Here is an 11978-nt window from a genome sequence, read left to right as displayed (position 1 = left end):
AAAGGCGAATTACCCCGCGACGGCGATGCCGCCCGCCGCGGCGCTTTCGGTGATGAAACGGGCCAGACTGGCGGCCAGGCTGCGGAACACCGCCAATTGGAAGCCCGGGGTCTCATCGACCTGCCACAGGATCACATTGATGTGGCCGGCATTGGTCACCGCCGCGGCGCCGGGGCCGAATACCGTGGGGTGCAGGTCGATGGCGATGCCCTTGTTCAGGCATTCGATCGCGCCGGGACCGGAGAGGCGGAGGGTGGCGTAACCGTCCGTCTGATCCGTGACCGAGGCGGTATCGCCCAGCAGGCCGGCAAGGCTTTCGGCGAAATCGTCGGCACCGTCCGTCATCAGGGCGAGGAAACTCTCCGGCCCCGTGCCGACCACGGTGAGCGGCCCGGCGAAGGCGGCGTGCGGGCCGGGCACGAGGGCAAGGCCGTCGTAACGCGCCGCGATACGCCCGGCGGCTTCCGCCATCCGGCCGGGGCGAGTGGTGAAGCCGGCGATGCCGAGACCGGCAAGCGGCGTCACCGTCAGACGCGCGGTGGCGGTATCGCCCACGGGCCGGAACAGGCCGGAGAAGGCGTCGCGCGCCTCGAGCGGGGAGAGGTCAGGCATGGAGGCGGCTCCCCTCCGGATCGAGGAAGACGGGGTCGCAGATCTCGACCAGCGTATCGCCGTCGCGCAGCGGGTCATGGACCAGCATGGTCTCGCCATGGCGCGACGGGCCGTGGGCCAGCAGGCCGAGCGCGATCCAATGGCCGAGCCCGGGCGAATAGGCGGCGGAGGTCACATGGCCCTCGGCATTGGCGATCACGGGGGCGGCGCCGGGGCGGAGGAAATGGCCGCCGCCGCGCAGCCGCCGGCCCCTGTCCACCGGCTTCAGGCCGACCAGGGCCGGGCGGGCGGGATCGCAGAGGCCCGGCCGGCCGGCGAGCACGCGGCCGATGAAATCCTTCTTCTTCGACATCATGCGCCCGAGGCCGAGGTCGGCGGCCGTGGTCTGGCCGTTCAGCTCCGGCCCCGAGACATGGCCCTTCTCGATTCGCATGACCCCCAGGGCCTCCGTGCCATAGGGTGTCGCGCCGAGGTCGCAGATGCGCCGCATCAGCGCCTGGCCGAAGCGCGCCGGCACCGCGATCTCATAGGCCCGCTCGCCGGAGAAGGAGAGGCGGAACAGGCGCACCCGGGCACGGCCCCAGCGGAATTCGGCGGCGCCCATGTGCGGCAGGCCAGCGACATCGAAGGCATCCCCCAGCAGATCCTGGAGCAGGGCGCGCGAGCGCGGCCCGGCCACCGCGAACATGGCCCAATGTTCGGTGGCGGAGGCACATTGCACATCCCATTCGGGGCGCAGCACCTGGCGCAGGAAGTCGAGATGCTGCATCACCCGGGCGGCATTGGCGGTGGTCGTCGACATCACGAAATGTTCGGGCCCCAGGCGGGCCGTGGTGCCGTCGTCCATGACGAAACCATCCTCGCGCAGCATCACGCCATAGCGCGCCCTGCCGACGGCAAGCGTCGAGAACATGTTGCAATAGGCGAGGTCGAGCAGATGCCTCGCGTCCGGCCCCTGGATCTCGATCCGGCCGAGGGTCGAGACGTCGCAGATGCCGACATCGCCGCGCACCGCCTTCACTTCGCGCGTCACGCTCTCCAGCCAGTCGCTCTCCCCCGGCCGGGGATAATACTGCGGGCGCAGCCATTGGCCGGCCTCGGTGAAGACGGCGCCCATTTCGGCGGAGAAGCCATGGGCGGCGGTCAGGCGCGTCGGCTTGAAGTCGGGGCCGCGATGGGGCCCGGCCAGGGCGCCGATGGCGACGGGGACATAGGGCGGGCGAAAGCGCGTGGTGCCGGTCTCGGCGATGCCGCGCCCGGTCAGCGCGGCCATCAGGGCATGGCCGTTCAGATTGGCGGTCTTGCCCTGATCCGTCGCCATGCCGAGCGTGGTGTAACGCTTCAGATGCTCGACCGAGCGAAAGCCTTCCCGCGCCGCCAGCGCGACATCCCTGTCGGTCACGTCGTGCTGGAAATCGACGAAACATTTGCCGCGCGTGCCGGCGATCCGCCACAGCGGCGTCGCGGTGGTGGCGTCGGGCCCGGTCTCGGGTGCTTCGGGCGGGGTGGTGCCGGTGGCGGCGGCGCCCAGGCGGAAACCATCCGCCAGGCAGTCGCCCAGATTCATGCGCCCGGCGCAGGCACCGGCCACGGCCATGCCCGGGGGCAGGGCGGGGCCCGGCACGAAACCGGCGATATCCGCGCGCCATTCGGGCTTGCCGCCCAGATGGGTGGAGAGGGCGACATTGGGATTCCAGCCGCCCGCCACCGCCAGCAGGTCGCAGGCGATGGTGCGCGTTCCGCCACCGGCATCGCGGATCTGGACGGCGTGAAGGGCACGGCCGCCCCGCGTGCCGGTGACGACGGCGCCGGCGAAGAGACGGATGTCATGGGCGGCCGCCAGGGCCTCGTGATCGTGGGCGATGCCGGTACGCGCGTCGATCACGGCGGCGATCTCGACCCCGGCCTCGATCAGGTCGGCGACGGTCTTCCAGCCGTCGTCGCCCGTGGTGAAGACGGCGGCGCGCCGGCCCGGCGCGACGGCGAAGCGGTTCAGATAGGCGCGCACCGCGGCGGCACTCATCACACCGGGGCGGTCGTTGCCGCCGAAGACCAGCGGGCGTTCGATGGCACCCGCCGCCAGCACCGACTGCCTGGCCTGGATGCGCCACAGGCGCTGGCGCGGCTGATGCGGCGGCGGCACCGCGAGGTGATCCGCCACCCGTTCCAGGGCCGCGTAAGTCTCGCCGTCATAAACGCCGAAGACGGTGGTGCGCGGCATCAGGGTGACATGGGGCAGGGACGCCAGTTCGGCAACGGCTTCGGCGGCCCAATCGGCGCCCGCCTTTTCGGCAATCTCCAGGCGTTCCGCGTTCAGGCGCCCGCCGAACAGGAAATCCTCGTCCGCCAGGATGGTCCGGGCGCCGCTGCGTCCGGCGGCCAGCGCCGCCGCGAGGCCGGCGGGCCCACCGCCGATCACCAGTACGTCGCAAAAGGCGTTGGCTTTCTCGTAGAGGTCGGGATCGGGCAGGCCCGCGCCCCGGCCGAGGCCCGCGGCCTTGCGGATCGCCGGTTCATAGACCTTCTCCCAGAAGGCGGCGGGCCACATGAAGGTCTTGTAGTAGAAGCCGGCGACGAAGACGGGCGAGAGCAGTGAATTCACCGCGCCCACGTCGAACCCGAGACTGGGCCAGCGGTTCTGGCTCGCCGCCTTCAGGCCGTCGTAGATTTCGACCGTGGTCGCCTTGGTGTTCGGCTCCCGCCTTGCGCCCGTGCGCAATTCGACCAGGGCGTTCGGCTCTTCCGAGCCGGCGGTGACCACGCCGCGCGGGCGGTGATACTTGAACGATCGCGCGACCAGACCGACACCTTCCGCCAGCAGGGCCGATGCCAATGTATCGCCGGCATAGCCCTGAAAGGGCCTGCCGTCGAAGCTGAAGCCGAGAGGGCGGGTGCGGTCGATGGCGCCGCCCCCGGGCAGGCGATAGCCGCTCATGGCCGCCTCGCCAGGGTGACGTCGAAGATTTCGTGGGTCACCGTATCGCGGCCGACGACCAGCCATTGGCGGCAGCCGGCGCCGTGATACCAATATTCCCGGTGCGGGCCGGCCGGATTGTCGCGCAGATAGACCGCCTCGAAGAAGGCGGCGGGCGCATCAGGCGCGTCGGGGTCGGGCCGGGTTACGCCGGCATCGCCAAGAATGGTGAATTCGGCGCTGTCGCGCGGGCCGCAGAAGGGGCAGGAAAGGCGCATCGCAATCCCCTCAATGCAGATTCGGTTGGGCGCCCTGGCCCTTTTCGTCGAGCAGGTAACCGCGCTCGAAACGGTCGAGGCGCAGGGCGGCGGCGGTCGGATGGGGCTCGCCCTTGGCGATCAGATGGGCGAAGCAGAAGCCCGACCCCGGGATCGCCTTGAAGCCGCCATAGCACCAGCCCGCGTTCAGATAGAGGCCGGGCAGGGGGCTGCGGTCGATGATGGGCGAGCCGTCCATCGACATGTCCATGATCCCGCCCCACGACCGCAGGAGCCGGATGCGGCCGATCATGGGCATCAGCGCCATGCCGCCCTCCGCGACATCCTCGACCACCGGCAGATTGCCGCGCTGGGCATAGGAATTGTAACCGTCTATATCGCCCCCGAAGACGAGACCGCCCTTGTCCGACTGGCTGACGTAGAAATGCCCGGCACCGAAGGTGACGACGCCCGGGATCAGCGGTTTCACCGCCTCCGAGACGAAGGCCTGGAGGACGTGGCTCTCGATCGGCAGGCGCAGCCCGGCCAGGGCCGCCACGCGCGACGAATTCCCGGCGACCGCCATGGCGATCTTCGGGGCGCGGATCGAGCCCCGCGTCGTCTCCACCCCGACGACGGCATCGCCGTTCCGGATGAAACCGGTCACTTCGCAATTCTGCACGATGTCGACGCCGCGCCGGCTGGCGGCGGCGGCATAGCCCCAGACCACGGCATCGTGCCGCGCCGTGCCCGCGCGCCGCTGCAACAGGCCGCCCTTCACCGGAAAGCGCGCATTGTCGAAATCGAGGAAGGGGACCATGGCACGGACCTGGTCCCGGTCCAGCAGTTCCGCGTCGACGCCATGCAGGCGCATGGAATTGCCGCGCCTTGCATAGGCGTCGCGCTGGGCGTCGCTGTGATAGAGGTTCACGATGCCGCGCTGGCTGACCATGGCGTTGTAGTTCAGCTCCTGCTCCAGCCCTTCCCACAGTTTCATGGAAAGCTCGTAGAAGGCGTTGTTGCCCGGCAGCAGATAGTTGGAACGGATGATGGTGGTGTTGCGCCCGGCATTGCCCGAGCCGATCCAGGATTTCTCCAGCACCGCGACACGCTGAATGCCGAAGACATTGGCGAGGTAATGCGCCGTCGCCAGGCCATGGCCGCCGCCGCCGATGATGATCACGTCGTATTCGGGTTTCGGCACGGCATCGCGCCAGGTCGGCCGCCACAGGCGGTGCCCGGTCAGCGCATTGAGGGCGAGGCTGAAGATCGAACGGCGCATGGCATGTCCCGGCGGCGAGAGGGACAGGATTGACCGGAACCGGTCGTCGTTATTGACTGTTCGCGTCATGAGCGGATCAAGAAGCGACATTCCGTCACCGCGCCGCATCGGCTTTCTGCTGATCCCGGGTTTCGCGCTGATGTCCTATGCCTCGTCGATCGAGCCGCTGCGCGCCGCCAACCGGCTGGCCGGCAGGGCCGTCTACGACTGGCGCCATTTTTCGCCGGCGGGGGCCACGGTCGCCTCATCGACCGGGGCGCTGGTGCCGGTGGACGGCGACCTGTCGGCGGCGGGCAATCTCGACATGCTGGTGGTCTGTGCCGGTGGCGACCGCATCGACTTCGCGGAAGCGGCGACGCTGGGTCGGCTGCGCCGGCTCGCGCGGCGGGGGGTGGCCATGGCCGGCGTCTCCGGCGGGCCGGTGGTCCTGGCACGCGCCGGACTGCTGGACGGCTTTCGCTGCACCGTCCATTGGGAACATGCCGCCGCCTTCGTGGAAGAGTTTCCAGCCCTGTTCCCGACCGGGGCCCTGTTCGAGATCGATCGCGGGCGTCTGACCTCGGCGGGCGGCATTGCCGCCCTCGACATGATGCATGCGGTGATCGAGGGCGATCATGGCGCCGCGCTGGCGGGCCGGGTGAACGACTGGTTCCTGCAGACGGGTATACGTCAGGGCGGCGGGGCCCAGCGCATGGATCCGCGCCTGCGCCTTGGTCTCGCGGACGAGCGGGTGGCCCGCGTCGTCGCCGCCATGGAAGCGCGGATCGAGGATCCGGTGCCGCGCGCCGAATTGGCCGCATTGGCCGGCCTGTCGCTGCGTCAGCTGGAACGGCTGTTCAGCGTGGCCCTCGGGACCGGGGTGGCGGCGCATTATCTGGGGGTTCGGCTGGACCGGGCCCGGTCGCTGCTGCGCCAGACCGCGATGCCGGTGGCCGAAGTGGCGCTGGCTTGCGGCTTTTCGGCGCCGGCCCATTTCGCGCGGGCCTACCGGCGGCGTTTCGGCCAGTCCCCGCGCGTCCAGCGGGGCTGACCGGAAACGGCGGAGAGGCATGGCCCCCGCTATACCTCTCCGCCGCTCCTTTCCCCGCGAACGGGGAAAGGCAACCTTGCTCGGCGATCAGGCGTTGGCCGCCTTCTGCTCCTTCGCGAGGTCGAGGGCGATGTCGACGATCATGTCCTCCTGGCCGCCGACCATGCGGCGCCGGCCCGCCTCGTAGAGGATGGCGCGGGTATCGACGCCATATTCGTTCGAGGCCTTTTCGGCATGGCGCAGGAAGGACGAATAGACGCCCGCGTAACCCAGGGTCAGGGTCTCGCGGTCGACCCGCACCGGACGGTCCTGAAGGGGACGCACCAGGTCTTCCGCCGCATCCATCAGCTTGTAGAGATCGCAGCCGTGCTTCCAGCCCTTGCGGTCGGCTGCGGCGATGAAGACTTCCAGCGGCGCATTGCCGGCACCGGCGCCCATGCCGGCCAGGGAAGCGTCGACGCGGATCGCGCCGGCCTGCACGGCGACCATGGAATTGGCGACGCCCAGCGACAGATTGTGGTGGGCGTGGACGCCGCGCTGGGTTTCCGGCTTCAGCACGCGGTCATAGGCTTCGCAGCGCGCCTTGTAACCGTCCATGTCCAGTGCGCCCCCGGAGTCGGTGACATAGACGCAGGTGGCGCCATAGCTTTCCATCAGCTTCGCCTGTTCGGCCAGATGGTCCGGCTCGATCATATGGCTCATCATCAGGAAGCCGATGGTGTCCATGCCGAGGTTGCGGGCCGCCTCGATATGCTGCTTCGAGACATCCGCCTCGGTGCAATGGGTGGCGATGCGGACCGAACGGACACCGAGGGAATAGGCGTGCTTCAATTCCTCGATGGTGCCGATGCCGGGCAGCAGCAGGGTGGTCAGGACGGCCTTGTCGAGGACGTCGGCGACAGCCTCGATCCATTCCCAATCGGTGTGGCGGCCGAAGCCGTAGTTGAAGGTGCCGCCGTTCAACCCGTCGCCATGGGCGACTTCGATGGCGTCGACGCCGGCGTCGTCCAGCGCCTTGGCGATGGCACGCACATGGTCCAGCCCGTATTGGTGGCGGATGGCATGCATGCCGTCACGCAGGGTCACGTCCTGGATGTAGAGTTTGGTTTCGGTCGGGTCGAACGTCATCACGCGACCTCCTTCAGCATCTTGCGGGTGGCGATCTTCTCGGCGGTGGCGAGGCCGGCCGAGGTCATGATGTCGAGATTGCCGGCATAGGCGGGCAGGTAGTGGGCGGCACCCTCGACTTCCAGGAAGACGGAGGTCTTGATGCCCTCGAAGGTGCCGTGGCCGGGGATGTGGACCGGGTTGTTCGAGCCGAAATGCTCGAACTGCAGTTCCTGCTTCAGGCGATAGCCGGGGACATATTTCTGCACCCGCTCGATCTGTTCCTTCACCGCCTTCTCGATGGTCTTCTCGTCCGCGCCGGACGACAGGGTGAAGACCGTGTCGCGCATGATCATCGGCGGTTCGGCCGGGTTCAGGATGATGATGGCGCGGCCGCGCGCGGCGCCGCCCACCTGCTCGATGCCGTTGCGGGTGGTCTCGGTGAATTCGTCGATATTGGCGCGGGTGCCGGGGCCCGCCGACTTCGACGAGATGGAGGCGACGATCTCGCCGTAATGGACGGTCGCGACCGAGGAGACGGCGGCGACGATGGGAATGGTGGCCTGGCCGCCGCAGGTGACCATGTTCACGTTCTGCGCATCGAGATGGTCGTCGCCGTTCACCACCGGGATCACATAGGGGCCGATGGCCGCCGGCGTCAGGTCGACCATGACCTTGCCCGCCGCTTTGCAGATCTCGTTGTGGCGCTTGTGGGCCCCGGCCGAGGTGGCGTCGAAGACGATGCCGATCTCGGGCCAGACGGGCAGCTTCTGCAAGCCGTCGATGCCTTCGTGGGTGGTCGCCACGCCCAGGCGCTGGGCGCGCTTCAGGCCATCGGATTCGGGATCGATGCCGACGAAGGCGGCCATCTCCAGCACCTTCGAATTGCGCATGATCTTGATCATCAGGTCGGTGCCGATGTTGCCCGAGCCGATGATGGCGGCTTTCACTTTCTCGCTCATCACGTGTCCTCCCGTTCAGGATGGGCGGATGATTGGCCGAAGCACGGGCGACAGGCAATTTACACGGCCTTCATTTGCTCACATTATGAGAGAATGAAAGGCAAGGGCGACAGTGGAACCCAGGCTCTGGACCGGGCGCTCGATCTCTTCGAGCAGGTGCTGCGCGATCGCGGGCGCACGCCGCTGGCCCGGCTGGCGGCGCGGCTGGAGATTCCGGTTTCGACCGCCCACCGGCTGGTCGCCGCCTTCGAACGCCGGCACCTGATCGCGCGCGGCGCGCGCGGCCATTATCTGGCCGGCATGGGGCTGGCGGATCTGGCGCCCGACCGACGTCTCGTCCTGATCCAGGCCAGCCGGCCCCTGTTGCGGCGCCTCGCCCGGCAGGAGAAGCGAACGGCCCATCTCGGCATTCTCGAGGCCGACATGGTGACCTATCTGGTGAAGGAGGCGGGCGGCGGGACGAAGCTCTTCACGCGCGAACTGATGCAGCTCGAAGCCTATTGCACGGGGATCGGCAAGGTCCTGCTGGCGGGACTGGAGCCGGCGGCGCGGGAACGCTATCTCGCCGGCGGGCCCTTCGTACGCCTGACCGCGACGACGATGACAGATCCGGCGGAATTGCGCGCTTCGCTCGCCGAAATCGCGTGCGCGGGCCATGCCGTGGACGATGCGGAAATGGCGGAAGGCCTGCATTGCCTGGCCGTGCCGCTGCATGATGGCCAGGGCCGGGTCACGGCCGCCATCTCCCTGACGGGGGAGGCGTCGCCGGCCACGGAAGACGCCCGGCGCGCCCTGCTGGATGCCCTGGAGGCGACGGCGCAGGCGATCGAAAGCAGGCTCTACGGGTGACGGCCCGCCGCCGGATCAGATGAAGCTCTTGGAGCGCCGTGCCGCGCGTTCGGTGATCAGCCCGAAGAGAATGAGGCCGACGAGCCAGCGCATGGCATAGCCGAAATCGGCATATTCAGCGCTGTAGGTGCCGAAATACTCCTGCCGCATGATGTCGCTCAGGTGCAGCAGCGGATTCCACAGGGCGTAATCGTGGAAGAGGTAAGGGATCTCCGGGATCACGAAGAAGACGCCGCTGGTGAGCAGCAGCACGCGGAGAACGACGGTCAGCACCGGCCGGAACAGACGAAACCGGCGGAGGACGGGATGCAGGATCATGCCCGCGAAGAGACCGTAGAAACCGGACACCAGGATCAGCATCGCGACATAGGCCGGCCGGTAGATCGGATGCGACACGCCGACCAGGATGAAGATGCCGAAAGCCAGGAAGCCCAGCAGGACGAAGAGCGTAATGTTGACGACGCCGCGCGCGATGGCGACGTCCAGCGGCGTCACCTGCGGAAAGAACGTATCATTGTAGGCCATCATCGAGGTCACGGCGACGCGCTGCATGGTGTTGCGGAACGTCCAGAACATGATGACGCCCGTGGCGACGAAGGGGACGATGTCCATGCCGCGATGAATGCCCTGGCCGGTGAAATAGCGGATCAGGGAGAAGATGGTGATGGCGACGCCCAACTGGCCCATCTGGGCGAACAGGCCCATGAAGTTTCGGCCCATGCGGGCCTTGCCCTCGCGAAAGATGACGGCACTCAAGACCCGAAATTGGATTCCAATCGCTTCGACGGCTTCATTCATCGCGTGTTCGCTGTCGCTTTCGAAGGCGGGGCGGTCGACGGCCCGCTGTTGAGTTTATCGGACGCCACCTTCGCCCTGGCAAGGATTAATGGCCCTCAGAACCAGAGGAGATGGACGGCGGTGACCGTCACGAGGCCACAGAGCAGGTTGAGGGGGGCGCCCACCCGCACGAAATCCATGAAGCGGTAGCCACCGGCGGAATAGACCAGCGTATTGGTCTGATAGCCGATCGGTGTCGCGAAACTGGCGCTGGCGGCGAACATCACCACCACCACGAAGGGGCGCGGATCGAGCCCCAGCGAATTCGCCATGGCGATCGCGACAGGGGTCACGACCACGCCGACGGCATTGTTGGTGACGATCTCTGTCAGGGTCGAGCCGAGGAAATAGACGGCGAAGAGCAGCACCAGCAGGGGCAGGTCCTTCAGGAAGGGCCGGACGGCCTGGACCACCAGTTCGACGGCACCGCTCGCTTCGAGGGCGCGGCCGACGGCGAGCATGGCGAAGATCATCATGATGATCTGCCAGTCGACGGCGGCGAACGCTTCGTCGCTGTCGATGCAGCGGGTCACGAAGACGAAGGCGACGCCGACCCAGGCCAGCGCCACGATCGGCATGATGCCGAAGGCGCTGCCCGCCACCACGAGCGCGAGGGCGAGGATGGCGACCGGTGCCTTGCCGGGGCGCAGCGCCTTCTCGCTCGAGGCGTTCAGATTGATCAGGCCGACGTCGGCGGCGAGCCGGGCGAGATCGTCGGGCGCGCCTTCCAGCAGCAGGCTGTCGCCGACCTGCATCACGACCTCCTCCAGCCGGTCCGACTGGTTCTCGCCGGCATGGTGGAGCGCGATCGGATAGACGCCGTAGCGGCGGCGCAGGCGCATCTGGCGCAGGCGCCGGCCGACCAGGCGCGAGCCGGGCCCGATGACCGCCTCGGCGACGATCGCCTTGCGGCTGGCGACGGGGGCCAGGGCCTCGCCGTCGGCCGCGGCCTGGGCGCCGCGCCCGACCTCGACCCCGACCTGGTCGCGGATGGTCAGCACATTGGCCACCGCCGATTTCAGGACCACGATGTCGCCGGCCCCGAGCACCACCGAATCCATGTCCCGGCGCAGCGATTCGTCGCCCCGGATGACGTCGACGACACGCCGGTCCGGCCCCTGGAAGACCCGGACCGACGCCGGGTTCTGGCCGATCATGCGGCTGTCCGGCGGGATCAGGACTTCGACCAGGAAGCGGTTGCGGCCGGTCGCGGCCCCAGTCAGCAGGCCGTGGTCGGGCAGGAAGCGGCGTCCGAAGACGATCATGTAGAAGATGCCGGCCAGGGCGACCGGCAGGCCGACCGCCGTGATTTCGAACATGCCGAAGGGGGCGAGGCCATTGCCCTGGGCGACGCCGTCGACCAGCAGGTTGGTGGAGGTGCCGACCAGGGTCGTCGTGCCGCCCAGGATGGCCGAGAAGGACAGGGGGATCAGCAGCTTCGAGATGGCGACGCCGGACTTGTTGGCGAGCGCCACGACGATCGGGATCATCAGGACGACGAGCGGCGTATTGTTGACGAAGGCCGACGCCAGGCAGGCGACCAGGCTGACGGTCGCGATCACCACGCCCTCCCGGTGCAGCGGCAGGCGTTCGAGCTGGAAGATCAGGGCGTCCAGAACCCCGGTCCGGATCAGGGCGGCACTCAGGATGAACATCGGCATGATGGTCCAGGGCGCGCTGTTCGACATGACCTTCAGCATGTCGTCGGGCGTGATCAGCCCGAAGACGAGGACCAGGGCCATGCCCATGATGGCGACGGTCGCGGGGGGATAGGTCTCGGTCGCGAAGCCGACCAGCATGATGCCGATGACGATGAGCGCGATCACCGGCGCATAGGCTTCGAGACCCAGGAATTCCATCACGCCCCCACGTGTTGATCTCGAGCATTAAATCTCGACAAGTCTGATCAGAATTAATCAGCCCGCGCGGAAGTCAATCCACCTTCGACGGCATCACGACGCCGGCCGCCGTTTTTTTGAGAACGGCGGCCGGCGCTTCGTGGCGTGACGTCAGATGAGACCTTTTTCGGCGAGGTTCTTGACGATGGCGTCGGCGGCCTGTTCGACGGACTGGGTGGTGGTGTCGATGCGGATCTCGGGGTTTTCCGGCGGTTCGTAGGGGCTGTCGA

Annotated in this window: 10 protein-coding genes; 2 read left to right on the top strand and 8 right to left on the bottom strand. The window is 67.9% G+C overall.

Going from position 1 to position 11978, the window contains the following annotated elements:
- Positions 1–9 precede the first annotated feature (9 nt).
- Genes L2U69_RS18410 through L2U69_RS18395 form a run of 4 tightly spaced genes read right to left on the bottom strand, consistent with a single transcriptional unit; the run spans position 10 to position 5065 of the window.
- The gene (locus L2U69_RS18410; protein WP_236108593.1) at positions 10–612 is read right to left on the bottom strand and encodes a sarcosine oxidase subunit gamma; all 603 of its coding nucleotides are present in this window, start codon (positions 610–612) and stop codon (positions 10–12) included.
- A complete protein-coding gene (locus tag L2U69_RS18405; RefSeq protein ID WP_236108592.1) occupies positions 605–3547 on the bottom strand; it encodes a sarcosine oxidase subunit alpha family protein in 2943 nt (980 codons plus the stop codon). The genes L2U69_RS18410 and L2U69_RS18405 overlap by 8 nt, the downstream gene beginning before the upstream one ends.
- A complete protein-coding gene (locus L2U69_RS18400) occupies positions 3544–3804 on the bottom strand; it encodes a sarcosine oxidase subunit delta (RefSeq protein ID WP_236108591.1) in 261 nt (86 codons plus the stop codon). Before L2U69_RS18400 ends, L2U69_RS18405 begins: the two co-directional genes overlap by 4 nt.
- 10 nt (positions 3805–3814) lie before the next feature.
- The gene (locus L2U69_RS18395) at positions 3815–5065 is read right to left on the bottom strand and encodes a sarcosine oxidase subunit beta family protein (protein WP_236108590.1); all 1251 of its coding nucleotides are present in this window, start codon (positions 5063–5065) and stop codon (positions 3815–3817) included.
- A gap of 67 nt (positions 5066–5132) precedes the next feature.
- Here L2U69_RS18395 and L2U69_RS18390 point away from each other — a divergent pair, with 67 nt between their 5' ends.
- Complete coding sequence (locus L2U69_RS18390) at positions 5133–6095, top strand: GlxA family transcriptional regulator (RefSeq protein ID WP_236108589.1); 963 nt, start codon at positions 5133–5135, stop codon at positions 6093–6095.
- An 87-nt stretch (positions 6096–6182) separates the two neighbouring features.
- Here the strand turns inward: L2U69_RS18390 and dmpG are convergent, their stop codons facing one another.
- Complete coding sequence (dmpG, locus tag L2U69_RS18385; RefSeq protein WP_236108588.1) at positions 6183–7223, bottom strand: 4-hydroxy-2-oxovalerate aldolase; 1041 nt, start codon at positions 7221–7223, stop codon at positions 6183–6185.
- Entirely contained in the window at positions 7223–8164 is a 942-nt protein-coding gene (locus L2U69_RS18380; RefSeq protein ID WP_236108587.1) for an acetaldehyde dehydrogenase (acetylating), read from the bottom strand. The genes dmpG and L2U69_RS18380 overlap by 1 nt, the downstream gene beginning before the upstream one ends.
- Before the next feature lie 93 nt (positions 8165–8257).
- Here L2U69_RS18380 and L2U69_RS18375 point away from each other — a divergent pair, with 93 nt between their 5' ends.
- The gene (locus tag L2U69_RS18375) at positions 8258–9013 is read left to right on the top strand and encodes an IclR family transcriptional regulator (protein WP_236108586.1); all 756 of its coding nucleotides are present in this window, start codon (positions 8258–8260) and stop codon (positions 9011–9013) included.
- Positions 9014–9028: 15 nt separating this feature from the next.
- Here the strand turns inward: L2U69_RS18375 and L2U69_RS18370 are convergent, their stop codons facing one another.
- Both L2U69_RS18370 and L2U69_RS18365 read right to left on the bottom strand, forming a co-directional pair.
- Positions 9029–9769, bottom strand: coding sequence for an ABC transporter permease (locus tag L2U69_RS18370; protein ID WP_236108585.1), 741 nt, complete (start codon positions 9767–9769; stop codon positions 9029–9031).
- Between the two features lie 137 nt (positions 9770–9906).
- Positions 9907–11709, bottom strand: a complete 1803-nt coding sequence (locus tag L2U69_RS18365; RefSeq protein WP_236108584.1) for an SLC13 family permease — start codon at positions 11707–11709, stop codon at positions 9907–9909.
- Positions 11710–11978 lie beyond the last annotated feature (269 nt).

Origin of the sequence: Zavarzinia marina, assembly GCF_021568905.1 — a bacterium.
Taxonomy (GTDB): Bacteria; Pseudomonadota; Alphaproteobacteria; order Zavarziniales; family Zavarziniaceae; genus Zavarzinia; species Zavarzinia marina.
The sequence above is the reverse complement of the archived record's forward strand: the minus strand, read 5'-3'. Positions and strand labels throughout refer to the sequence as shown.

Excerpts from the sequence above, each read along its gene's own strand:
- L2U69_RS18400 (WP_236108591.1), bottom strand. The coding sequence starts at position 3,804 with ATGCGCCTTTCCTGCCCCTTCTGCGGCCCGCGCGACAGCGCCGAATTC.
- L2U69_RS18365 (WP_236108584.1), bottom strand. The coding sequence starts at position 11,709 with ATGGAATTCCTGGGTCTCGAAGCCTATGCGCCGGTGATCGCGCTCATC.
- L2U69_RS18410 (WP_236108593.1), bottom strand. The coding sequence starts at position 612 with ATGCCTGACCTCTCCCCGCTCGAGGCGCGCGACGCCTTCTCCGGCCTG.
- dmpG (WP_236108588.1), bottom strand. The coding sequence starts at position 7,223 with ATGACGTTCGACCCGACCGAAACCAAACTCTACATCCAGGACGTGACC.
- L2U69_RS18380 (WP_236108587.1), bottom strand. The coding sequence starts at position 8,164 with ATGAGCGAGAAAGTGAAAGCCGCCATCATCGGCTCGGGCAACATCGGC.
- L2U69_RS18395 (WP_236108590.1), bottom strand. The coding sequence starts at position 5,065 with ATGCGCCGTTCGATCTTCAGCCTCGCCCTCAATGCGCTGACCGGGCAC.
- L2U69_RS18405 (WP_236108592.1), bottom strand. The coding sequence starts at position 3,547 with ATGAGCGGCTATCGCCTGCCCGGGGGCGGCGCCATCGACCGCACCCGC.
- L2U69_RS18390 (WP_236108589.1), top strand. The coding sequence starts at position 5,133 with ATGAGCGGATCAAGAAGCGACATTCCGTCACCGCGCCGCATCGGCTTT.
- L2U69_RS18375 (WP_236108586.1), top strand. The coding sequence starts at position 8,258 with ATGAAAGGCAAGGGCGACAGTGGAACCCAGGCTCTGGACCGGGCGCTC.